Raw genomic sequence first — 24,965 nt, forward strand, 5'->3', positions numbered from 1 at the left:
TGATAGAATATTCAAGAAATATATAACGAAGAAAGGAGGAATGATTATTTTGAAGAAATCTAATTCTAACCTTTTCCTCTATCCCAAAATAAGATGGATTTATATACCCTTGGGAATAATCATATACATATGCTTAGGAACTGTATATTCATGGAGTGTTTTTAGAAAACCCTTAGAAAATCTTTTAAACATAACAGCAACCCAAAGCGGTATTCCTTATATGCTCTTTCTGTTTTTCTTTTCTCTTTTTATGGCTATTTCGGGAGGATTTATAAACAAATTTAAGCCTAAATATGTTATTATCTTTGGAGGTTTATTGGTTGGTTTAGGTTGGATTCTTTCTGGGTTTCTACCACAAATCAACTATATCTCAATAACATATGGGATAATAGCAGGAAGTGGCGTTGGAATAGTATATGGAGTACCCATTGCTGTAATATCAAGGTGGTTCCCAGACAAAAGAGGACTTTCTATGGGTCTTGTAATATCAGGCTTTGGATTATCTCCTCTTATAACTGCTCCCTTAGCAAGACAGCTAATAAGCTTATATGGACCCTTTAATACTTTTAAAATCTTAGGAGCTATTTTTATATTTTTAATTACTTTTACAGGATTTTTCTTTAAATTTCCTTCAGAAAAACTTGATTTAAAAAAAACTCAATCCACACAAAAGAGAATATTGTCTGAGTTAAATCCAAAAGAAATGTTAAAAAGTCCTAAATTTTATGGGCTATGGTTTTGCTATTTAATAGGAACCTTAATAGGATTAATGATTATTGGAATATCAAGTCCTGTGGGAGAAGAATTAGTAAAATTAGATCCAAATATTACTGCAAGACTTATATCTATTTTTGCTATTTTCAATGCTTTAGGTAGACCACTATTTGGTTGGATAACCGATAAACTACTACCCATGAAATCTGCAATTACCTCTTATATTTTGGTAATAATAGGTACTCTTCTTATGCTATTATCACAGGGTCGAAATCCAATTTTTTATATTATTTCTTTTTCGCTATTTTGGTTAATTCTCGGAGCTTGGCTCGCAATAGCTCCAGCATCTACCATCATTTTATTTGGAGAGAAAAATTATAGCAAAAATTACGGAATTGTCTTTACAGCTTATGGTTTCGGAGCTATTATAGGAGTTATGATTTCAGGGATGCTAAGGGATATTTTTGGCAGTTATTTATATGTTTTTTATTTATTAATAGTCTTGGGAATTTTAGGAATTATCATTGCTTCCACATTTTTAAAAGATAAATCAAATTTGTATGGGTAATTAAAAACATTAAGATGAAGGCAATGGTATTAAAAAGAATATGCGATCTTTCAGAATGTAACAATCCATTAGTACTTGAAGAGCTACCTATTCCATCACCTAAGGAAAAGGAGATTTTAATAAAGGTCTCTGCCTGTGGAGTATGTAGAACTGATCTGGATATTATTGAAGGAAGAACTCCTCCCACAAAACTTCCCATTATCTTGGGACATCAGATAGTTGGAAGAGTAGTTGAAAAGGGAGAAAAAGCCAAAAGATTTGAGATAGGAGATAGAGTTGGCATTGCATGGATAAACTCTTCTTGTGGTAAATGCAAATTCTGCTTTTCAGGACAAGAAAATTTATGTGATGAATTTAAAGCAACTGGAAGAGATGTGGATGGTGGTTATGCAGAATACGCCATAGTATCAGAAGATTTTGCATATAAAATTCCTGAAAATTACTCAGATGAAGAAGCTGCCCCTTTACTTTGTGCAGGAGCAGTAGGTTATAGATCTCTTAAACTTGCTCAAATAAAAGATGGAGATAATATTGGACTTTCTGGATTTGGGGCTTCAGGTCATTTAGTATTAAAAATGATAAAAGCTCTATATCCTAATTCTAAAATTTTTGTATTCTCAAGGAATGAAAAGGAAAGAATCTTTGCTAAAGAACTTTTAGCCTTTTGGACAGGAGATTTTGAAGAAGAAACACCAGAAAAATTGAAAGCAATAATAGATACTACTCCTGCTTGGAGACCTATTGTATTGGTCTTAAAAAATTTAGAAAAAGGAGGTCGACTTGTAATAAATGCCATAAGAAAAGAAGAAAAAGATAAAGAATTTCTTTTAAATATAAATTATGAAAGAGATTTATGGATGGAAAAGGAGATAAAATCAACAGCAAATGTAACAAGAAAAGATGTAGAAGAATTTTTAACTCTTGCTCAAAAGTTTAATTTTAAGCCAGAGGTTCAAATATATCCATTAGAATCTGCAAATTTAGCTCTTTTAGAATTAAAACAAGGTAAGATAAGAGGAGGAAAGGTATTAAAAATATGATAAAAATAGAAAATTTTACCGAAAGAAAGGAACATTTCCATTCAAGAGAAGTAAGAATTTTAGAATTTAACTTCTCCATATTAGAAGAATCCTATTACGATTTTTATATTTACTATACTTCTAAGGAATATCATTTAAAATGTTATTGCTTCCTAAACGATCTTGCCTTGGGAGAAGCTAATCTTTTTCCTAATGAAAATTACCGCCTCATGGGTGACCTAAAACTAAAAAAGGGAAATTATACCCTTTCCATAGGCCATATTCCAGAAGATTTTAAAATTCATCATATTGAGCTTTTTAAGAAAGAAAAAAGTAACTTTAAATTTCCTGAATTTAAGATTAGAAATAATTTAGCCAATTCTGCCAAGAAACTTTTAGAATTTTTTGAAAAAATATACTCCAAATACATAATTGCAGGTCAACATACAAATACGTCAGCAGGGCCTGAAATAGCCTACCTTGAATATATTACAGGTAAACTTCCTGCTTTAAGAGGTTTTGATCTTTTAAGTTATTCATCAAAAACAAGGACTGAAAACATGACACAAGATGCAATAATAGAGATAGAGGGAAATAAAGGCTCTATAGAAAAAGCCATAGAATGGGGTAAAGATTATAATGGAGTTGTAACTTTTTGCTGGCATTGGTATGCTCCAACAGGTGGAAAAGATAAAACATTTTATACAATTAACACTAACTTTGATCTAGAAGAAGCCTTAAAACCTGGAACAGAAGAAAATAAAGCATTGATGTTGGATATAGATTTAATAGCTAAGGAACTTTTAAAATTAAAATCAGCTAATATTCCTGTATTATGGAGACCACTACATGAAGCTGATGGGAAATGGTTTTGGTGGGGAGCAAAAGGACCCAAAGCTTACAAAGAACTATATTATCTTCTTTTTGACATTTTAACAAATAAATACGGATTAAATAATCTCCTTTGGATTTGGAATGCTCCTCATCAAGAATGGAAAATTGATGATGAGTATTATGATATAGCTGGTATAGATAACTATGTCCCTGCTGGAAATTATGGTCCTATGAAATTTTCTTATGATTATCTTTCCCATTTAACAGATTATAAAAAACCTCTTGCTTTAACCGAAAATGGACCTATACCCGATCCTGATTTACTTTTTGAATATGAGGCTTGTTTTTTATGGTTTATGCCATGGTTTGGTTCTTTTATATTCGATCATAACATTAATTCAAAAGAACATTTAATTAAAGTTTATAATCACGAACGTGTTATAACATTAGATAAATTTCAATGCTATAATAATTAATAAACATAGAGGGGAGGTATAAAATGAAACGCTTACTTATCTTTATTTTTCTCCTTCTTTTTATGATACCTATATTAGGGGCAGAACCACGCTATAAAGATGCTCTTATTCTTAGAGAACCTTCTTCTGCAGATATCAAAACTAAAAATCTTCCTCTTACTATGGAGCTTAATTTTTGGAATATTTCAAGCTATGAAGGAGAAACTTGGATGGCATTTTATGAAAAAGATGATACAGTAGAGTATTATGCAGACATAAAAAATATTGTATTAAAGGATAAAAATTCATGGGTACATGGATACCCAGAAGTCTATTATGGGTATAAACCATGGTCTGTTCGAGGAACATATTGCGAAAAACTTGTTCTTCCACAAAAAGTATCTAAATTCCCTGACATCTATTTTAACTTTAAATACTCTTTATGGCATGAAAGCTATCTACCAATAAATTTTGCCATGGAAACATGGATCACACGTGAAGAAAAACAAAAATCAGTTTCTTCTGGTGATATTGAAATGATGGTATGGCTATACGCCCAAAAATTAGGACCAGCTGGTAGAAAGGTTGCAGAAGTAAAGATTCCAATTATATATAATGGAAGGGTTAAAGATATAATTTGGGAGGTCTATGTATCTCCTATGTCATGGGATTATATAGCCTACAGATCAAAGGAGAATTTAAAGGAAGGAGAAGTAAAGATACCTATAAATGATTTTCTAAAAAATTTGAGAGATATTATTAAGCAATACTCTAAAAGAATTACTCCAGAACAGTTTGACCAAATGTACGTTACAGATTGGGAAATAGGAACTGAATTTGGAGATCCTTATACTACATCTGCAAAATTTGGATGGACATTTTCAAATTTTGATATAGAAAATAAATAAAAAAGAGGGGAGAATTACCTCTCCCCTCTTTCATACTTATACTTATACATCTTAAAATCAGCCCTACTTATTAATTCATAAGGTGAAGTAATATCTTCGGAAGAAGTCTCTATTCCATAACTTATTTTTATTTTTCCGTTGGTAGAATTATCAATATGCATTTTTATCCTTTCCACCACTTTTAAAGCATCATCATAATCAGCCTTTCTCAAAATTACAAGAAATTCATCTCCACCCCATCTAATAGCAGAATCGTTTTGTCTAATTGAATTTTTAATAATATTAGCAACTTCTTTCAATAAGTAATCACCATATAAATGTCCCAAAGTATCATTAATCTTTTTAAAAGAATCTATATCTATAAATACAACGCTAAATTTCTCTTTTTCTCTTACAAAGTCAGAAAAGGCTTCTTCTATTTTTCTTTCTCCATAAGATCTATTAAAAATACCTGTTAAAGGATCATAAATTCCATATTTTTTCTCCCAAAAGATAATAAAATTCTTAAGTATATTTCTCATAATAAAGAAGACTTTAGGAGAAGGTTTTTCTAAGGAATAAAGCTTAATTGTATACGGCATTCTTCTATAAGTAGGTCTTAAATGAGAATCATATAAAAGTCTATTTCCTTTCTCTAAGACTCTATCCCCTATATCTATCCTTACCATAAAATCTTCCAAAAAATCTGTCAAAATTCTATATATAATCTCCATAGCCTCTTCCTCTTCTCTTGCCTCCATCAGTGCTTTTCCCATATAAAGATCAAGAGCTCTTAATTTGGAGTGTTCTTGTATTATCTCCTTATAAGTATCACCCATCTTTTCTTTTATTTTATTTATCACATCTTCAATCCCAAGAAGAATAGCAAGCTCAAAAGCTTCCAATCTTACATATGGAAGAAATCCCATAAAAAATTCTCTCTTAACCATATATTCATCAAGAAGCATGTATGAATATAAAGCATCTAAAAACTCCCATCTTTCTAACATTTCATCAATGTAACCTATAAGATTAAAAAAACTTTCTCTTAGAATAAACCCCTTCAAGAAAACATGCAAAGGAAAGTCTGTAGGATATTCTCTTAATGACTTTGAAAGATCAAATCCTCTTTCAGCAGAAAGTTTCATATATAAGGTAATTATTTGTTCCTCCTTAGTATTAAGGACTTCTTCTTCAGAAATATCATATTCCTTATTTAGAAAAGTCTTTAATATCTTCACTAATATTTCACTCTCTTTTATATTTTTAATTTCTTCCAGTTTCTGAATTATTCTTTCCAAATCATTTAATTTTCCATAAGAAAGATATGATATTGCTAATCTCCTATAACCTGAATATAAAAAATAATCAAATTTAATATCCTCTAAAAGACTTTCAAGGATATTGATTAAACCTATCATTTCTTCATAATTACAATATTGAATCTTATTCTTTATAAGATTTCCTAAACTTATAACCACTAAATTTGGTGATAGATATTTTGAAAGCTCGTATGCCTTCAAAGAAGCAGAAATAGACGCTCTCGGACCGTTCAAGTAAGCCTTCAAATCCCCTATATTATTCAATAATTTATGCAAAATTACTTTGTCCTTTGTCTTATTTGCAAAAGAAAGGCCAGTCTCAAAAAAGGATAAAGCCTTCTCATATTTATTCTCTCCCATAGTCAAAAGTCCAAGCATGTTATAAAAATTAGCCAAATACTTAGGAGAAGATTTGAGATTTATAACTTGATCAAGATATTTGTTAAAAAGATATAATCCATCCTCAACCTTCTTAGATAAGAAATAATAACTTCCTATTCTTGAAAGAATCTCTGGGGTTTCATAAGATACAGAAATATCCATAAAATTATTCTTAATAATTTCTTCTGCCTCTTCATATTTACCAAGATAAGATAGACATCTAACCTTAGTTGCTAAATCTAATAAATTATTTTTTTCCAAATCATTTATAAGTTCTAAAGCCCAAGAAAATTCTTGGAAATTAATAAGTAGATCAATTAATTCCCTTCTGTAAAGATCCTTATTGGGTATCTCTTTTTGAAGAATCTCCTTTAGAATATTGCTTTTTCTCTGTAGATTATATGTACTTCTATATTCCTTAAGTTTAAATAAAGTCCAACTTCTTATATCATCCTCTGAAAGTAAAGCCAGTCTTCCCCATAAATCAGAGTAATTGTATGAAGAAAGCTTTTTAGCAAATTTCTCTCTTAAAACTTTTTCATCCTTTATATAGCTTCTAATATTATTAAGTACATCTTCTGAAGCAAATCTCCATAAAGGATATTCCCATTTTAGAATTCTGCTTTCAGCAAATTCCTTCATAAATTTAAGAGGGCCATAAATATCCTTAACAGCCTTTATAGTAGTAGAAGAAAATGTTTTACCCACTATGGTGAAAGTAAAAAGGGCATTTTTATCACTCTCAGAAAGGTTAGAGACTTTTTCATGTATAATCTCATCTAAAGGTTTAAATTGATTCACAAAAATAATTTCTGCATTATTCCAATTACCCTTACTTAAGTTATATAATTTTTTAGCTTCTTTAGGGGTAATATTAAAAGCCTTAGACATTTCATAAACTACAATACCTTCCTTAGTTATAGGTACAACATACTTATCAGGATTAAGCCTAAAACAATTCAAAGCAAAATCCTTCCCCGCAATTAAAAATCTTATATCATACTTTTTCCTTAAATAGGGGATTAGTTCTGAAAAAATTTCATTAAAATACAAGTATTCTTGCCAATTATCGAAAAACCAGTATTTTATAGTTTTACGTTCAAGAATTACCTTAATAATATCCAAAATTTGAGAGATCTCAGCATCTTTTGTGATTACCTCTTCAGCATCATAATCTTTCAAAAGACACAAAAACCTTGGATGTATATAACGCCTTAAAATAGGTCCAACTATATGACCCTTCTCTTCTAAAAACCTTTTTTTATCAATCAAATTAAGCAATGATAAGAAAAATTCACCAATAGGAGTCCTATGTGATGCATAATGAGTAAAGATAGATTGGGATTTTAATTTATTGTATAAAGACTTTAGTATATATGTTCTTCCACTTCCTTGTGGAAAATCTAAATATACTATTCTCTCCCTATCAAGGAGAGATTCTAAATAATTAATATTCTGCAAGATTAACCCCATTTATTTATTTTTATATCATTTATTAATTAAATTGTATCACAAATTCATTAAAGATTTAATTTCTTTTATCAAACATTGAGCCTCATAATTTAATCTTTTCTCCCCAAGTTTTTCATCTATACTTTTAAGAGCTTCTTTTGTAAGCCCAACCTTTACATCCACATTATTGCTTCCTATTCTATCAAGATCAACATAACCTAAATCTATACTCATCATTTCACTGCTTTCCTCTATTCCGGCATGCATAGGATTTGCTGATACAAGTTCCTCTGGATACTTTACCTTACCCCAATGCCATCCCAAAACCTTCATAACCCTGCCCCTATATTCACTTTCCAATCTCTCAATAACCTTGATCTGTTCTTTAGCCATATGTCCGCTACAAACTACTGCCATTTTAAATCCTGTTCTCTCTAAAAAGAAAAGTACATCACTAAGAAGATAATAAAGAACATCTTTTTTCACAAATACGCTTCCTGGAATTTTTTCTTCTGCAAACATCTCCATTCCCCATAAATTCTCTCCATTTTTTATCTTTATACCATCAGCACCTATAAATAAAGTAGGAAATAAAACTCCCCCTATTTCATCCCATACCAACTCCAATACTTTTCTTGCCCTAAAAGCATCGGTACCAAAAATCAAATGTTCTCCATGCCACTCTATAGGACTTATAGGTAAATAAACTATAGGTTTACTATTTAAAACTTCCCTTAGTTGATGGGGAAACATATTTTCATATCTATATTTCATCATATTCTTAACCCTCCTAAAATTTTTTCTCTAAAAATATTTTATCAGGGTCTATTTTTGTCACTTTATTATGGTACTCTCAAAATAAAAATTATAAGATTGTAAATAAAATAGAAATAAGTAATAACGTATAAGTATAATATTATAGTATAATTATAAAAAGGGGGAAGATATGAGAATAAAATTAACATATGAAAGCCTAGATGGGGACATAATACTTCCAAAACATTATAACTACCATATTCAAGCTCTCATATACAAAACTTTTACCCCTGATCTTGCCACCAAACTTCATAATGTAGGTTTTCCCTTAGGAAAAAGAAGATTTAAACTTTTCACCTTTTCCCGCATATTAGAAAAAGGAATTCCCACAAAAGATAATGAAAAATTAATATTCAAAAGAAAAATAACCATATATTTCTCTTCTCCCATAGAAGATATAGTAGGGAATTTAGCTGAAAGAAGTTTTAAAGAAAGAGAATTTAAATTATGCAATAAAAAGATATACATCTCTCAGCTTGAAATAGTAACTACTCCAAAGATAGAAAATAAAGTAATAATTAAAGCTTTATCCCCTATTACCATATACAGCACTTTATATAAAAAGGATGGTGAAAAAATTGTACATTATTACAAACCAATTGATAAAGAATTCTCAAAACTTATTGAGAAAAACGCAAAGAAAAAATATCATCTTCTTTACGGAAAAGATGCAGAACAAATGTCTCTTGAAATAAAACCTTTAAAATTCTCAGTACAAGAAAACTTAAAAATTATAAAATTTAAGGACACCATTATAGAAGGATACACTGGCATCTACGAACTCCTAGGGGATCCAGAATTAATTTATCTCACCTACGAGACAGGCTTAGGAAATAAAAATTCAGCAGGATTTGGAATGTGGGAAATATGGAGAGGAAAGGAGAGTGATGAAGATGCTTGATGCGGTTAAAGAGATAGGAGATATATTACTAAAAAAGGATATCAAAAACCAGATTGAAATCCTTATAGAAGATCCAAACCCTAACCAAAAATATAATAACGTTTTTTGCTTAACTTTTGAAGAAAATGGTGAAATAAAGTATATAGGAATTGAACTTGAAGACTATGAATCAGACAAGATAATAAAATACCTATACAGAAGCGGACCCTCTAACGGACCTAACTTTACACCTTCAACAAAAGTTACAGAGATAGAAAAAACTCTATACATTAAAGTTTTAAATTGGTTCAAAGATGTGTTTTCCCGAAAAAATTTAGAGCTATCCAAAGAGGAAAAAGAGTATTTAGAAAAGATTTATACAGTATTAAAAAATCACGAAAATGAAATAATTGAGGAATTTAAGCAAAAATCAAAAGACATTTCGAAAAAGGAAGGTATATTTCTAACCTTAAAATTCAAAAAAGAAGGAAAAACAGAATATATAGGAGACAAGGAGGTTTTTATAAAAACCTTAGAAAAATTGGTAAAAATAAAAGAGAGTAAAAAAGGTTCTAATATAGGCCAATGCTCTATATGCTTAGAGGAAAAAGAAGTTACCATAGGAGACGGTATATATGCCTTCTATACAATAGATAAACCAGGATTTATCTGTGGTGGTTTCAAAGAAAAAGAAGCATGGAAGAATTTTCCATTATGTGAAGATTGTAGACGAAGTTTAGAAAAAGGAAAAGAATACATTGAAAAAGAGCTTACTTTCAAAATGGCAGGAATTTCTTATCAACTTATTCCTAAATTCCTCTTAGGAAGGGAATTTATAAAAGAAGATGTTTATAATATATTTTTCGATACTCCAAAACTGCTATCTCTAAAGAAAAATACTGCCAAGAGATATCTTGGAGATGAAGAAGATATTTTACAGTATTTATCTGATACCGAAGATTACATTACTTTAAACTTTTTATTTATAGAAAGAAAACAAAGTGCAGAAAAAATCCTTGCACTCATAGAAGATGTTTTACCCTCTCGACTAAGAAGTATATTTAAAGCAAAAGAAAAAGTAGATAAGTTATTTAACACAGATTTCACTATGAGAAATCTATGGACATTCTTTTCAAAATCAGATCCTGACAAAAGAGAAACAGACCTTGTAAATTACTTTTTAGAAATTGTAGATCGCATATTCAAAGATAGATCCATAGACAAAAATTTCATATTTCAATTTTTTACGAGGAAAATAAGAACTCAGTATGTTAGAGATGAATATTTCTCCTATGTAGTAAAAGATGCCCTAATGTCACTTTTGTTTCTACTTTATTTAGATTTAATCCCTATGGAGGTGATAAATATGGAAGAAGAAAGATTATTTGAGCCTATATTTAAAAAATTTTCTCCAACTTTCAATCATCCTATTAAAAAGGGACTTTTCTTGCTCGGCGCCTTAACCCAAATGCTATTAAATGTACAATATTTAGAAAGAGGTAGTGATCCTTTTAGAAAACAACTAAAAAGTTTAAAAATGGAAGAAAAAGACTTTAAAGGGCTTCTTCCAAAAGTAATAAATAAATTACAAGAGTACGATTCCTTTGATATAGGAAAACAAAAATTAGCAGAAGAAGCTTCCTACTATCTACTTCTCGCTGGAGATAACTGGAAACTTTCAAATGATGAGCTTAATTTCTACTTTGCATGTGGTATGAACCTATTAGATGAACTAAAACCATATATTTATCCAGACAAAAAATAAAATAGGAGGTGTTTTAGATGGGTGTGCTAAAAAATAGATCTGAAATTCTTTTTCTCTATGACGTAACAGATGCAAATCCAAATGGTGATCCAATGGATGAAAACAAACCAAGAATAGATGAAGAAACAGGAACAAATATTGTTACAGACGTAAGACTTAAAAGAACAATAAGGGACTATTTATATGAATATAAAGGGTTAGAAGTTTTTGTCAGAGAAATAAGAGATGATAAAGGAGAACTAAAAACTAAAGAAGATAGATTAAAGGAATACAAAGATAATAATGAGATTATTGAAAAATGCATTGATATAAGACTCTTTGGAGCAACCACTGCAGTAGAAGGGAAAACCATGACTTTAACTGGACCAGTACAGTTTAAATTTGGAAGATCTCTTCATAAAGTTGATCTGACTTATATAAAAGGTACAACAGTCATGCCATCAAAATCAGGCAAAACTCAAGGTACATTTACTGAAAAATACATTCTTCCTTATTCTTTAATAGCCTTTTATGGAATAGTAAATGAAAATTTAGCAAAAGTCCAAAATATTCCCCTTACCGAAGAAGATATCGATCATATGTTAGAAGGAATTTGGCATGGTACAAAGAACCTGATATCTACCTCAAAATTTGGTCAAGTTCCAAGATTATTAATACAAATTATCTATAAACCTGACTCATATTTTTACATAGGCGAATTAGATAGAAGAATAAAACTTATATCAGATATAGAGGATGAAAAAATAAGAGATATATCCCAAGTAAAAATAGACATCACAGAACTAATAAAGGTATTAACGGAAAATAATAATAAAATTGAAAAAATCAGATATAAAGTAGACGAAAGAGTAAACTTAGTATTAGACGGTAAAGAAGTATCGTTAAATGAGTCTCTAAAAGATTTCCAAGCAGAAGAACTACCGATTTAGGAGATGATTTTTAATGAAAGTCTTGGTTTTTGATATTTTTGGAGAATTTGCCCATTTTAGAAAATTCTATACCACATCATCTCCCCTTTCCTTTCCTTTTCCTCCCCCTCCTACCATATTCGGTATGCTTGGAGCTATTTTAGGAATAGATAGAAAAGAATATTTAGAAACATTTTCCTTTAATAATTGCAAAATAGCATTGCAAATTATAAATCCTATTAAAAAGATAAGATTAGGCTTAAATTTGATAAACACAAAAGGAAACATTTGGATACCAGTCAAAAAGAAAAACCATGATGCAAGAACCCAGGTAAAAACAGAGTTTATTAAAAATCCAAGATATAGAATATATTTTTACCATAAGAATGAAGAATTATTTAATAAATTTGTAGAAAATATTAAAAACCATAGAAGTTATTACACATTCTCTTTAGGCCTTTCAGAACTTTTAGGAGATTTTCAGTTTGTTGGAATAAAAAACTTTACAGAGAAAGAGAATAATGAAATTTATGTATCCACAATAATCCCTATATCCCAAATATTAGAAAACAAGATAATTTTTGAGGAAGGAAAAAGCTATTTTAAAGAAAGAATTCCATTAATAATGAATAGTAATAGAATAGTAGAAAGATACGAAGATATCATCTTTGAAAGCCAAGGAAAACCCATCAAAGTTAAAATAGATAAATTTTATCAAGGAGAAGATGGAACAAATGTCATATTTCTCTAATTTATTTTCCCATCCAAATAAATATTTAGAAGTACACTTAAATAACACTATGAATCTTGCTATCAGTTTCTTAAACGATGTACCTATGGAAAACTTATTCCTATCAAAGGAACAACTACAAAAATTAATAAAAATTAATACTTTATCCCATGATATAGGAAAAGCTACAAGTTTTTTCCAAGAATATTTACTTTCTGGAGAGGAGGAGGGAAGTAAAGAAACAAGGCACTCTCTCCTCTCCTCCTTCATTGCTTATTACATCACTAAGAAAGTTTTTGAAAAAGAAAATATTTCGGATAATATCAAAATAATACTCCCCATGTTCTCTTATATAAATGTTAAAAGGCATCATGGAAATTTTTTAGACATACTCATAGAAATTGATATTTCTGAAGAAGATAAAGAATTGCTCTATAGACAAATTGAAAGTATAGATGAAGAAAAATTTAATATATTGATAAAAAATATTGATGAAGCTTTATTTAGTGAAATCACAAAAGATAAACTTAAAGATATCGTAGAAGCAGTATCAAAAGATATAAAGATTAAAAGAATAAAAATCAAAAACCTTAAACACGAAAATGCTACAGAATACTACTTATTAAATAACCTACTCTTCTCCCTCTTAATAGATGCAGACAAAAGTGAAGTAACTATAGGAAAGCCAGAAAGAAACCCCTTAGATATTCCATACATAATAGTAGATCATTATAAAAAAGATTTAAAAACTGACAAAAAACCTATAAATGAGCTTCGAGAAAATGCATATCAAGAAGTAATAAACAAAAAGATTGACCTTGATCAAAAAATTTATTCTCTAACTCTCCCAACAGGTCTTGGAAAGACCTTCATTTCTTTTGCCTTCGCCCTTAAGCTAAGAGAAGAAATAAGAAAAAAGAAAGGATATACCCCAAGAATTATATACTCATTACCTTTCCTAAGTATTATAGAGCAAAATGCAAGTGTACTCGAAAAAGTCCTAATAAAGTATTTTGGAAACATAGATTCTACCATAGTATTAAAACATCACCACCTTTCGGAAATCTACTATACATACAATGACAATGAAATAGAGCCTGACCATGCAAAAATATTAATAGAAGGCTGGAATTCAGAGATAATAATAACTACATTTGTACAACTATTTCATACATTGATATCAAATAAAAATTCAAATCTAAGAAAATTACATAGAATATTTGGAAGTATTATCATATTAGACGAAGTACAATCTATTCCTATTAAATATTGGTACCTTTTAAGGGAAATATTTAAAGAACTTGTAGAAAAATTTAATACCTATATTATTTTCTCTACAGCAACTCAACCCCTTATATTTAAAAAGGACGAAACCCTCAACTTAACAAACGCTGAAGACTACTTTACAAAATTAAATCGCACAATATTAATTCCTCGTCTTAATGAATCTCTCTTATTAGAGGAATTCATTGAAAACATTGACATCAAACTTGACAAATCTTATATGTTTATCTTTAATACAATAAACTCAGCTCAAAAATTTTACAGTCTTTTAAAAGAAAAAACTAAGGAAGATATAGTTTTTCTTTCAAGCCACATAATACCAAAGGATCGTTTAGAAAGAATCGAGAGTATAAAAAAAGGAGAAAAAAGAATAGTGGTTACAACTCAATTAGTAGAAGCAGGTGTGGATATTGATTTAGATATTGTTTATAGAGATATTGCACCCTTGGATTCTATAAACCAATCAGCAGGAAGATGTAATAGAAACTGGTTAAAAGATATAGGAGAGGTATATCTATATTCATTACAAGATGATAAAAGAAGATATGCTTCATACATATATGACAAAATTCTTTTGGATGTTACTAACAATATTCTTAAAAAAGATGAAAAAATTGAAGAAGTAGAATTTCTCAACTATATACAAAATTATTTTTATGAGATTAATGAAAGAAAGGCCAAAGACATATCTAAAAACTTCTTGGATGCAATTTATTCATTAAGATATTCGGGATATACAGAAAATGAAAATGATAAATATATAGGTATTGAAGATTTCAAACTTATTGAAGAAGATCAACCCAAGATTGACGTATTTATAGAATTAAATGAAGAAGCAGAAAATCTATGGAATCAATATATAAAACTTAAAGAAATAAAAGATATTTATGAAAGAAGAATAGAATTCCTAAAAATAAAAAGTAATTTCTATAAATATGTAATATCAATCCCTGTAAGAGCAGAAAATCTACCAGCTATTGAATATGGCTTTGGATATATATCTAAGGATAATTTAGAAGATTTCTATGACAAAGAAACAGGATATAAAATTAAAAGCGGTATCCTACTCTGGTGAAATATGATTACAGGAAGTTTAATTGAGAGTTTCTTAATATGCGAAAGACAAGCATGGCTTATGGCCCATCAAATAACTCCAGACCAAGACCATCCATACTTAGAGCTTGGTAGATTAATAGATGAAGAAAGTTTTACAGACGAAAAGAAAAAAATAAGCTTAGAAAACATGATTATAGACCTTATAAAAACTGAAAATAAAACATTAATTTTAGGAGAGATAAAAAAGAGTTCAAAAGTGCAAGAAATCGCCAAAATTCAACTCGCTTTTTACCTATATTCTCTTAAAAATAACTATGGCATAAAAGCTGATGGATTACTTATATTTCCCAAAGAAAAAAGAAGAGTTAGAGTAGTATTAGACAAAGAATTGGAAGAGAAAATTGAGGACACTATTAAAAGGATCGAGATTCTCATATATAAGGGAAAACCCCCGTTACCCCAAAAAATTCCTTATTGTAAACTCTGTGCATATAGGGAGTTTTGCTGGTCATGAGTGAAAGTATATATATTTTTACTAGTGGGGAATTAAAAAGGAAGCACAATACTATATATTTTGAAACTTCTGATGGTCAGAAAAAATATTTACCAATAGAAAATGTAAGAGACTTACATATATTTGGTGAGGTAACTTTAAACAAAGAAATTTTAGAATATCTATCTCAAAAAGAAATAATTCTCCATTTTTACAATTACTATGAATATTATGTGGGAAGTTTTTATCCAAGGGAGCATTACAATTCAGGATATATGATTCTAAAACAAGCAGAATATTATTTAGATCAAGAAAAAAGACTAGAATTAGCAAAAAGTTTTGTAAAAGGAGCTATTGATAATATAAGAAAGGTTTTAAACTATTATACAAATAGAGGTAAGGATTTATTAAAATCTAAAATACAATCCATAGAAGATTTGGCTGAAGGTATTGAAGGTTGCAAAAAAGTAGATGAAATCATGGGATTAGAAGGTAATATAAGAGATATTTATTATTCTTGTTTCAATGATATTACAGAAAATGAGGATTTCTTCATTAAGGAAAGGACCAAAAGACCACCTTCTAATTATATGAACGCCCTTATAAGCTTTGGAAATTCCCTACTCTACACAGCAATCCTCTCTGAAATATACAAAACCCATTTAGATCCAAGAATAGGATATCTACATGCTACAAACTTCAGAAGATTTTCCCTTAATTTAGATATAGCAGAGATATTTAAACCAATAATTGTGGATAGAATTATCTTTTCTATGGTAAATAAAAAAGAGATAACACCTAAAGATTTTGACGAAAAATTGGAAGGTGTATACCTTAAGGAAAAAGGGATGAAACTCTTTGTGCAAAACTTTGAAGAAAAAATGAAAACTACTATTCAATATAAAGATTTAGGAAAAATCTCTTACAGAAGATTAATAAGATTAGAACTCTATAAACTTGAGAAACATTTATTAGGAGAAGAAAAATATTCTCCTTACATATCTCCTTGGTAAATGTATATAATAATGGTTTATGATGTAAATCAGAAAAGAGTTAATAAAGTACTAAATACAGCAAGAAAGTATTTAGAATGGATACAAAATTCTGTTCTTGAAGGAGAAATTACAGAAGCAAAATATGAAAGACTAAAAAGAGAAATAGAATTAATAATAGATGAGGAAGAAGATTCTGTTATTTTCTACATTATGAGAACCACAAAATATTCGGAAAGACAGATAATAGGAATAGAGAAAAATAAAAGAGAACAGATATTATAAAAGACTTTTATATATATCTAGCACTTTTCTTTTTAAAACTGGATGTATAAAGTCTGGCTCGAGCTCAGAGATAGGTCCCATAACAAAGATCCTATTATGGGCATCAGGATGAGGTATTATTAATTCTTCCGTTTCAATTATTAAATCATCATAAAATATAATATCCAAATCAATATTTCTCGGACCCCATTTAAAAATCCTTTTTCTTCCCAACTCTTCTTCAATTTTTAGCAGAACTTTTAATAAGGAAAATGGATCAAGATTTGTCTCTACCAAACAAACAGCATTTAAAAAACTGTCCTGATCTTTATATCCATAAGGTTCTGTTTCTATTATAGAAGACATTTTTAAAATATTAATTCCTATTTCTTTAATCTTTTCTATAGCTATTTCTATATTTTTTCTTTTATCACCTAAATTACTCCCTAATGCTATGAAGACCTTATGCATTTTATAGCCTCTATAACATCAATTACTCTCTTATTTTCCTTTACATCGTGAACTCTAACAATATCAACATCCTTAAGTGCACAAAGAGCTGTAACTCCAAGAGTACCCTCTAATCTTTCCTCAGGAGGAATATCACCTAAAACTTTTCCTATAAAACTTTTTCTTGAAGCTCCTATTAAAATAGGTTTTTTCAAACTTTTAAATTCAGTTATTCTGGCTAATATTTCTAAATTATCCTCATATCTCTTTCCAAAGCCTATACCCGGATCAATAATTACCTTATCCAGATCAACCCTATATCCCTCTGCATAATTTAATCTTTCTAAGAAAAACTCATATATTTCTTTAATTACATCATCATAATATGGATTTATTTGCATATCCTTAGGTGTACCTTTCATGTGCATTAAAACATAAGGAATTTTATATTCAGAAATAACTTTGACAAGATTATCGTCAAATCTAAACCCACTAATATCATTTATCATATCTGCCCCCAATTCAATTGCTTTTTCAGCTACTCTTGCTCTATAAGTATCCACTGAAATAAAAATATTTGAAAAATTTTCTCTAATTATCTTTACAGCAGGAATAACCCTATTAATTTCTTCCTCTTCATCTACAGGATCAGAGCCAGGTCTTGTTGATTGCCCCCCTATATCAATAATATCTACCTTGTTTTCTATCATATATTTAGCAGTATTTAAAATCTCTTCTAAATTTATCTTACGAGAATTGGCATAAAAAGAATCTGGGGTCACATTTATTATTCCCATTATTAAAGTTCTATCAAAAATTATTTTTCTCTTCCAAGGAGATTCAATATAAGATACTTTATCCTTCTCAAAAAAATTCTTTAAAAGATTATAAACTTTAGGAATATCGAAATAATTGATATTTTCCAATTTTTTAATAAGAATATCATAATGTTTTTTTGTCCCAAGAAGAATTACATCATTTTTGTTTATTCCACAATTAACAACATTTTTATGAACTACAACATCTCCTCCAATAGAAAGCATCTCCTGCTTCAAAATATTGGCAGTAGGAGAAGTAATGTCAAAAATCTTTAATGGAATAATTCTACTTTTTCTTAGAAAAATTGAAAAAGAATCAAAATGAGCTCCTACTTTTTCCATCTCTTTAATTAAAAAATCAAGTGTTAACTCCATTATCATTCTTTAGCCACCCCTTCTCTACACATGCAAAAGCTTCATGATTATGAATACTTTCAAAACTTATTACTTCCACCCTATACCACTCTATTCTTTTATCTTTATCCAAAATAAAAACTATATCTCTTACTACATCTTCTACAAATTTTGGATTATCATATGCCATTTCTGTAATATATTTTTCATCTGGACGTTTTAAAAGAGAATAAATTGGGGCACTTGCAGAACTCTCTGCTATTTCAACTAAATCCTCAAACCATATAAGTTTTTTCGACTTAACTTCTATATTTGCTATAGCTCTTTGATTATGAGCTCCAAATTCGCTTATCTCCTTAGAACAGGGACAAAGAGTATGAATAGGAACTTTTACCCCTACAACCATCTCCAAATCTTCAAAAAGCTCCGCCTCAATTATACATTCTATTTTATTAGGAGACTCCATTTGCGAAATTGGAGCCTTTTTCCATATAAAATAAGGGAAAGTAAGTTTTATATGGCTACTTTCTGCTTTTAACTTTGTCTTAACCTTCTGCAAAATTCTTTCTAAATTTTCAGGTCTAATTACATCAATTTCATTCAACACTTCTACAAACCTACTCATATGTGTACCTCTTAAATCGTGTCTAAGATCCACAGAAAGATCTATTTTTGCTATCGTATATTGGTGCCCTCTCCTTTGATCAAAAACCTTTATGGGATAATAAAAATTCTTAATCCCTACTTTTTTCAGGGATATACCTCTCTCATCTTTTTCATTTTGTACATCTTTTAAATTATCCACCTCTATATATCACTCCACTATCTGATGTTTCCCATATTTGTACCTCATAAAGAGAAAAATTTTTACCTCTTAATTTTCCTTCTAATTTATTCCAAACCCATATAGCTATATTCTCAGCTGTGGGTTGTGAGATTATATCATTTATATAACTATGATCCAGTACATCAATAATTTCCTTTTTCACGATATCCTTTAATTCTACAAAGTCCATAATCATACCTTCCTCATCAGGCTTACCTTCCAAAACTATTACTAATTCATAAGTATGTCCATGTAATCTCTCACACTTTCCTTTATAGCTTACTAAATTGTGAGCTGCATCAAATTTAAATTTTTTAATTAGAAACATTTTTTTACCTTACTCCTTACTTGATTTATATAAACCTCTTAATAAATCTCTATAGATTATACCATTTAAGTCAAAAATTTATAACTTCTCTATATCATCGTAAGTCTAAATTTTTGTTACATAAAAATCTCAATCAAATTAGGCTTATTCATATTTTTTTGAGATTGACAGAAAATGTAACAATTAGGGATAACCTTCTTTTATTGCACAACTTGATTCTTACTAATTTCTTAATGATTTTTTATCTCAAATATTTTCCAAAATAGTTCTTTACTTCATTAGAAAATATTTTAGCTTATTCTTAAAAACTATTTTTACAGTCTACCCCCGATAACCCCAAAACCCTGGAGGATCGACAGAAATATAAATTTTCACATCAAAACCTATTTACATCTAATTTTTCTCATGCTATACTACCAACAAAATTGTAGTGTACCTATAAGGGTAGTAATTTTTAGAGAGATCTTTTTTGGCCCTTTCTTCGGTTTGTAGCGTACCTATAAGGGATTGAAACCTAATGTCATTATCTGTTTCTATCTCAACTGTTATGGTTTGTAGCGTACCTATAAGGGATTGAAACCTGTATATATATTTTCTCTTTCTGTATCTGTACTCGTTTGTAGCGTACCTATAAGGGATTGAAACTTCTGCAATGATTTTTGTAAATTCTTGTGCATATGAGTTTGTAGCGTACCTATAAGGGATTGAAACAAGTTTTTTTAAAGTTTTTTTTAAAGCCATTTCTTAGTTTGTAGCGTACCTATAAGGGATTGAAACTGTAATCTAACTTCGTGAAGTACTCTCATTATTCTCCGTTTGTAGCGTACCTATAAGGGATTGAAACTATGTTCGTATCATAAGGCCACCCCTTTTGCCTTCAGGTTTGTAGCGTACCTATAAGGGATTGAAACCGCTCGGAACAGGCGAGTTTGTTGCAACATCGGAAGAGTTTGTAGCGTACCTATAAGGGATTGAAACTTTTAAATTTTGACTTGAGTTTTCCTCAAGTCTATCCAGTTTGTAGCGTACCTATAAGGGATTGAAACAAAAACCTTTCTAAATCCTTCATTTTGGAAACCTCCTTGTTTGTAGCGTACCTATAAGGGATTGAAACCTACACTGTTGAGAGTTTTTCAAGCTGTATTGCTATGTTTGTAGCGTACCTATAAGGGATTGAAACAAATCCCTGGGTACTCTGTGTAGAATGTAGATACTGGTTTGTAGCGTACCTATAAGGGATTGAAACTACGTTTCTGTGTTTTGCGTATGCTTCCTGAGCTGTGGTTTGTAGCGTACCTATAAGGGATTGAAACCGAGATGAAGAAGTGGGAAGTGGATATAGAGATTGAGTTTGTAGCGTACCTATAAGGGATTGAAACAAATCTCTTTTACAGTGTCATATAGCTTAGCATTATTGTTTGTAGCGTACCTATAAGGGATTGAAACTATAAGAATATCTGAATATGAATAAACAAAAAAAAGTTTGTAGCGTACCTATAAGGGATTGAAACGAGTGGTAGACTTCGGGGGTGCGGGATTTTCCGCACCGTTTGTAGCGTACCTATAAGGGATTGAAACTGTAATCGAGGCAAAAAGAGAAGGGGCTTACTCCGGTTTGTAGCGTACCTATAAGGGATTGAAACGCTTGAGCGAAAGCTCAGGCGAAAATCTCAAAAAAGTTTGTAGCGTACCTATAAGGGATTGAAAATGGTATACTGTACATAAAATGAAAGATAAAGCTAAATATTTAAAGAAAAAAAATTCCAGCGATATTCTTAGCCCTAAAAAGGAAAAACACTCCTTTTATAGCTAAACTATTTGCCCTAATTACTATTACTTATGCTCTCTCTCCTATAGATTTTATTCCTGATTTTATTCCTATAATAGGCTATTTAGATGATTTAGTTATTCTTCCCTTATTAATTTCTCTAACTATAAAGGTAATTCCTAAAAATATAATAGAAGAATGTGAAAAAGGCATAGAAAAAAAAGAAAATCTCCGCTTAAAAAAGAAATGGTATTTTAGTATTCCAATTATATTTCTATGGAGTGTAATCTTTTTAATAATAATCAAAAAGATATTTCAAAAATGGAAGTAAAATTAACATAAAAATTAATAAGATTTTTGTAAATATTTGTCATTAATGAATAAAAATATGTTAAAATAAAAACATGGGGGAAAGAGTAATTATAAAAACCGAAGAGGATAAGGAATATACAATTCTCTCCTTTACCCTTAGTGAGAATATAGAACCATCTGTTCTTAGAGAAATAACACCCCCAAAGATTAATTCAAGAAAAGGTTTAATAATAAGTGGAAGAGGTCCTATATGGTTATATGGCTTTTTAATTCACTATTACCACTCTACTCCATTTATTGCTGTATACGATCCAAGATTAGGAGCTGTTGTTATAGAAACACATGTACCTTCAATAAAAGTGGGGGATGTTTTAGACATATATATTGATGGGGAGGGATAAACTTGGATGATAAAAAAATTCTGCTTTCCTCTTTATTTCACGATATAGGAAAAGTCTTAGAAAGGACTAAAAAATTTGAAAAACAAGAATTACCCCCAGAATTTCAGAAAATTTCTTATGGACACCCAAGATATTCTGCCTTATTAGTAAGAGTCATAAGAGAAAATTCAGACAAAAATTTTCCCAAGTTTTTAGTTGAAAATCTAACAGAAGAAGTAGAAGATATAGTTTTAAATCATCATAATCCTACTAATGAATACGGACTTATAGTACAAATTGCAGATTGGCTTTCTTCTTCAGAAAGAGAGGAAAAAGAAGAACAAAAAGGAGAGTACACAAATATACCATTATCAGCCCCCTTCAAAAGAATAGACGAAAATGCTGATGATCTTTTTTACCCGTTAACAACTTTAGAAAATATATTCCCTAAAAAAGAAGTAAAAATAGATCCATATGAATATGACAAACTCTTTAATGAATTTCTAAATAAACTCAAATATGTGGAAGATTTTGAACAACTTTTACTTCTTTATGAATATTACTTCTCCAATGTACCTGCTCAAACTGTAGGTTTTGAACCTGATATATCCATATATGATCATTCCAGAATTACAACAGCTCTTTCTCACATTTTATACAAAAATTATACAAATGGAATATTAACAAGAGAAGATTTAGAAAAAATAAAAAAAGGACTGCAATCACAAAAAAGAGATAATACTCAAGACAATATATTTGATAAAAAATTATTTACTTTTATAAACGGAGACCTTTCTGGAATCCAAAGTTTCCTTTTTAACGTCTCTTCAGAAAGGGCTGGCAGAATGTTAAAAGGAAAATCCATATTTTTAGATCTATTAACAAGATATTCGGCAAAATATATTCTTGAAAATACAGGATTTTCTCAGGTAAATGCTATATACATTGGAGGAGGTAATTTTGAACTTTTATTATCATACATTCCTGAAGATATCTTAAAAAAACTTAGATCTTTTATTATAGAAAATTTGTGGAAACTTCTTGAAGAAGACTTATATCTTGGTATTGAATGGAGTTACCTTTCTATAAACGACTTATTTAACTTTATTGAGAAAAAAAGAGAACTTAAAGATAAATTAGAGATAAGAAAAAAGAGTAGATTTAAAGAAATTGAAAATTTTTATGATCTAATCATCAGTCCCAAAAACGAAGATATTAAAGAAAGAGAACACTGTACAGTATGCGGTAAAAGAAAAATAGAAGATGCAAGTCCACAAGAAAGATGGTGTAGCACATGTAAATCTTTTATAGAGTTAGCCAATAAAGCCATAGAATCAGAATATCTCATAGAAGAAAAAATAGAAATAAATAAAAACTATCCTGAATCAGTATTTGATTTTTTTGAAACACTTGGCTATTCTTTATCTTTTTCCGAAGATCCTTTTAAATCTAAAAACACAAGAATATATAAACTTGAAGACATATCTATAGACAAAAATTTCATTCCTCATGGATTTCTTTTAGGCAGTTATCGAATAGAAATTACTGACTTTGAAAAAATAGCAAAAAGTAACATAAAAAAGATAGATAGTGAAGAATATGGTGATAAAAAACTTGCCTACTTAAAAATGGATGCAGACAACATGGGCTCTATATTCAAAGAACTTTCTGAAAAAGAAAAAGAACGAATCAAGAACAAAGAAACAACTATCTCCCTAACAAGATATGGTATATTGAGTAGAAGGATAGAATTATTTTTTGAAAAAGAAGTACTCAATTTAATAAAAGAATGTCAAAAACAAAAAGAAAATCAGACATCAGAAAAGGACAAAAAAGGATACATATATCCAGTATTTATAGGAGGAGATGATCTATTCATTATTGGTACATATGATGAAATAAATGAACTTGCATTAAAAATACACTCAAAATACAAAGAATATACAGGTTCTAAAAATGTATTCACAATATCAGGAAGTATATACTACTTGCCAGATAATTTCCCCCTAATAAGAGGAGCATCGTTAATAGAAGAAGGTTTAGAAAAGGCTAAAAGTTTTAAATATCCTGAAGAAGAAAAGCCTCAAAAAGGAAAGATATGTATAGAGGAAGACATATTAACCTATAGGGAATTTGAAGAAGCCTTGAAAATTTCTGAAAAATTAACAAAAGGAATTTTAAAAATGAGTAAAGAAAAATACTCAAGAGCTGTTATTTCAAAAATTCAAAGATCTATAAAAGGCTTTAATCCTCTTCTCGAAGCAAGCTTAAAAGGTAAGATAAGCCCTCCTGCAATATGGAGATTTATGTATTATTTAAGAGATTATAAAGATTTAGCAGAGAACTTATCTAAGATTCTTCTCACTAATCTCTTTGAAAGGGGGGAAGAAAAGATAAGAAATCCAAGATTAATAATAGTTGCTACTAAAATAGCCAAAATGAAAACAAGAAGGGGGCGTGAACAATGAATAACAATCCAATAAAAGAGAATAAATCTCTTGAATCTATATGGAAAGAAAACGTAACAAAAAAATTAGAGCAAAGTTTTTCAAACAAAATTTTAAACTTCGATAACTTGGAATTAGAAGAATTTAAAAAATTCAATAAACAAATACAAGATTATATGCAAGAAAGAGCCTCTAATATCACATCATCAAAGTTAAGAAAAATCTTTGAAATTATTAAAAAAGCCAAGTCTGTTACAGATCTTGTAATGGCTCTACCTTACTTAGCCTACTTAGTAGGAAGAGAAGATAGTAAATCCAAAAAAGAGGCTCTAGGTGAGATCTATATACTATTAAAAGAACCAATAATGCAGGCTACAGATGACAAAACCCATGTTAAAAATATTCAAAAATTTATGGAAACCCTTGTAGCATACCAGAAATTCTATGGTAAAGATTAATTTA

At 29.6% G+C, this 24,965-nt stretch carries 22 protein-coding genes and 1 CRISPR repeat array; of the genes, 16 read left to right on the forward strand and 6 right to left on the reverse strand.

Translation table 11 applies throughout. The features are described 5' to 3' along the window. The first annotated feature begins 40 nt into the window (after positions 1–40). From ACY3IT_RS08850 to ACY3IT_RS08865, 4 genes are read left to right on the forward strand one after another with little or no spacing between them, the layout of a single operon-like run. Positions 41–1,282: an L-lactate MFS transporter gene (locus ACY3IT_RS08850; protein ID WP_463082581.1), complete on the forward strand. Its 1,242-nt coding sequence runs from the start codon at positions 41–43 to the stop codon at positions 1,280–1,282. A 14-nt stretch (positions 1,283–1,296) separates the two neighbouring features. Further along, positions 1,297–2,322 (forward strand): zinc-dependent alcohol dehydrogenase family protein, encoded by a 1,026-nt coding sequence (locus ACY3IT_RS08855; protein ID WP_463082582.1) that lies wholly within the window; start codon positions 1,297–1,299, stop codon positions 2,320–2,322. Then, complete coding sequence (locus ACY3IT_RS08860; protein ID WP_463082583.1) at positions 2,319–3,611, forward strand: glycosyl hydrolase; 1,293 nt, start codon at positions 2,319–2,321, stop codon at positions 3,609–3,611. The genes ACY3IT_RS08855 and ACY3IT_RS08860 overlap by 4 nt, the downstream gene beginning before the upstream one ends. A 23-nt stretch (positions 3,612–3,634) precedes the next feature. Then, positions 3,635–4,498 carry a GH12 family glycosyl hydrolase domain-containing protein gene (locus ACY3IT_RS08865; RefSeq protein WP_463082584.1) on the forward strand — a complete coding sequence of 288 codons (864 nt, stop codon included), beginning with the start codon at positions 3,635–3,637 and terminating at the stop codon, positions 4,496–4,498. Positions 4,499–4,512: 14 nt separating this feature from the next. Here the strand turns inward: ACY3IT_RS08865 and ACY3IT_RS08870 are convergent, their stop codons facing one another. Both ACY3IT_RS08870 and ACY3IT_RS08875 read right to left on the reverse strand, forming a co-directional pair. Continuing rightward, positions 4,513–7,653 carry a diguanylate cyclase gene (locus ACY3IT_RS08870; RefSeq protein ID WP_463082585.1) on the reverse strand — a complete coding sequence of 1,047 codons (3,141 nt, stop codon included), beginning with the start codon at positions 7,651–7,653 and terminating at the stop codon, positions 4,513–4,515. 36 nt (positions 7,654–7,689) lie between these two features. Next, positions 7,690–8,409, reverse strand: coding sequence for a creatininase family protein (locus ACY3IT_RS08875; protein ID WP_463082586.1), 720 nt, complete (start codon positions 8,407–8,409; stop codon positions 7,690–7,692). 169 nt (positions 8,410–8,578) lie between these two features. Between ACY3IT_RS08875 and cas6 the strand changes: the two genes are divergently transcribed. Genes cas6 through cas2 form a run of 8 tightly spaced genes read left to right on the forward strand, consistent with a single transcriptional unit; the run spans position 8,579 to position 16,841 of the window. Beyond that, positions 8,579–9,349: a CRISPR-associated endoribonuclease Cas6 gene (gene cas6 / locus ACY3IT_RS08880; protein WP_463082587.1), complete on the forward strand. Its 771-nt coding sequence runs from the start codon at positions 8,579–8,581 to the stop codon at positions 9,347–9,349. After that, a complete protein-coding gene (locus ACY3IT_RS08885; RefSeq protein ID WP_463083647.1) occupies positions 9,336–11,093 on the forward strand; it encodes a TIGR02556 family CRISPR-associated protein in 1,758 nt (585 codons plus the stop codon). Before cas6 ends, ACY3IT_RS08885 begins: the two co-directional genes overlap by 14 nt. A gap of 17 nt (positions 11,094–11,110) precedes the next feature. Beyond that, positions 11,111–12,022 (forward strand): type I-B CRISPR-associated protein Cas7/Csh2, encoded by a 912-nt coding sequence (gene cas7b, locus ACY3IT_RS08890; protein ID WP_463082588.1) that lies wholly within the window; start codon positions 11,111–11,113, stop codon positions 12,020–12,022. Between the two features lie 13 nt (positions 12,023–12,035). Continuing rightward, positions 12,036–12,752 carry a type I-B CRISPR-associated protein Cas5b gene (gene cas5b / locus ACY3IT_RS08895; protein ID WP_463082589.1) on the forward strand — a complete coding sequence of 239 codons (717 nt, stop codon included), beginning with the start codon at positions 12,036–12,038 and terminating at the stop codon, positions 12,750–12,752. Continuing rightward, complete coding sequence (cas3, locus tag ACY3IT_RS08900) at positions 12,727–15,090, forward strand: CRISPR-associated helicase Cas3' (protein WP_463082590.1); 2,364 nt, start codon at positions 12,727–12,729, stop codon at positions 15,088–15,090. Before cas5b ends, cas3 begins: the two co-directional genes overlap by 26 nt. Positions 15,091–15,093: 3 nt before the next feature. After that, entirely contained in the window at positions 15,094–15,585 is a 492-nt protein-coding gene (gene cas4 / locus ACY3IT_RS08905) for a CRISPR-associated protein Cas4 (protein ID WP_463082591.1), read from the forward strand. Then, the gene (gene cas1b, locus ACY3IT_RS08910; RefSeq protein ID WP_463082592.1) at positions 15,582–16,577 is read left to right on the forward strand and encodes a type I-B CRISPR-associated endonuclease Cas1b; all 996 of its coding nucleotides are present in this window, start codon (positions 15,582–15,584) and stop codon (positions 16,575–16,577) included. The genes cas4 and cas1b overlap by 4 nt, the downstream gene beginning before the upstream one ends. Further along, positions 16,578–16,841, forward strand: coding sequence for a CRISPR-associated endonuclease Cas2 (cas2, locus tag ACY3IT_RS08915; RefSeq protein ID WP_463082593.1), 264 nt, complete (start codon positions 16,578–16,580; stop codon positions 16,839–16,841). On the opposite strand, the gene folK is transcribed toward cas2, so the two are convergent. Genes folK through queD form a run of 4 tightly spaced genes read right to left on the reverse strand, consistent with a single transcriptional unit; the run spans position 16,836 to position 19,596 of the window. Next, a complete protein-coding gene (gene folK / locus ACY3IT_RS08920; protein WP_463082594.1) occupies positions 16,836–17,291 on the reverse strand; it encodes a 2-amino-4-hydroxy-6-hydroxymethyldihydropteridine diphosphokinase in 456 nt (151 codons plus the stop codon). The genes cas2 and folK overlap by 6 nt on opposite strands. Next, positions 17,273–18,469 (reverse strand): dihydropteroate synthase, encoded by a 1,197-nt coding sequence (gene folP / locus ACY3IT_RS08925; RefSeq protein WP_463082595.1) that lies wholly within the window; start codon positions 18,467–18,469, stop codon positions 17,273–17,275. The genes folK and folP overlap by 19 nt, the downstream gene beginning before the upstream one ends. Next, complete coding sequence (folE2, locus tag ACY3IT_RS08930) at positions 18,447–19,247, reverse strand: GTP cyclohydrolase FolE2 (RefSeq protein ID WP_463082596.1); 801 nt, start codon at positions 19,245–19,247, stop codon at positions 18,447–18,449. The genes folP and folE2 overlap by 23 nt, the downstream gene beginning before the upstream one ends. Then, positions 19,240–19,596: a 6-carboxytetrahydropterin synthase QueD gene (queD, locus tag ACY3IT_RS08935; protein ID WP_463082597.1), complete on the reverse strand. Its 357-nt coding sequence runs from the start codon at positions 19,594–19,596 to the stop codon at positions 19,240–19,242. The genes folE2 and queD overlap by 8 nt, the downstream gene beginning before the upstream one ends. Positions 19,597–20,080: 484 nt before the next feature. Beyond that, positions 20,081–21,304: direct repeats of the CRISPR family, unit length 30 nt; unit sequence GTTTGTAGCGTACCTATAAGGGATTGAAAC. 145 nt (positions 21,305–21,449) lie between these two features. On the opposite strand from queD, the gene ACY3IT_RS08940 reads away from it, so the two are divergent. From ACY3IT_RS08940 to csm2, 4 genes are all read left to right on the forward strand, one after another. Next, positions 21,450–21,695 (forward strand): YkvA family protein, encoded by a 246-nt coding sequence (locus ACY3IT_RS08940; protein WP_463083648.1) that lies wholly within the window; start codon positions 21,450–21,452, stop codon positions 21,693–21,695. Positions 21,696–21,768: 73 nt separating this feature from the next. Next, entirely contained in the window at positions 21,769–22,077 is a 309-nt protein-coding gene (crn3, locus tag ACY3IT_RS08945) for a CRISPR-associated ring nuclease Crn3/Csx3 (RefSeq protein WP_463082598.1), read from the forward strand. A gap of 2 nt (positions 22,078–22,079) precedes the next feature. Beyond that, positions 22,080–24,524 (forward strand): type III-A CRISPR-associated protein Cas10/Csm1, encoded by a 2,445-nt coding sequence (cas10, locus tag ACY3IT_RS08950; RefSeq protein ID WP_463082599.1) that lies wholly within the window; start codon positions 22,080–22,082, stop codon positions 24,522–24,524. Beyond that, the gene (gene csm2 / locus ACY3IT_RS08955) at positions 24,521–24,961 is read left to right on the forward strand and encodes a type III-A CRISPR-associated protein Csm2 (RefSeq protein ID WP_463082600.1); all 441 of its coding nucleotides are present in this window, start codon (positions 24,521–24,523) and stop codon (positions 24,959–24,961) included. Before cas10 ends, csm2 begins: the two co-directional genes overlap by 4 nt. Positions 24,962–24,965 lie beyond the last annotated feature (4 nt).

It is taken from the genome of Dictyoglomus sp. GBS (assembly GCF_055179815.1).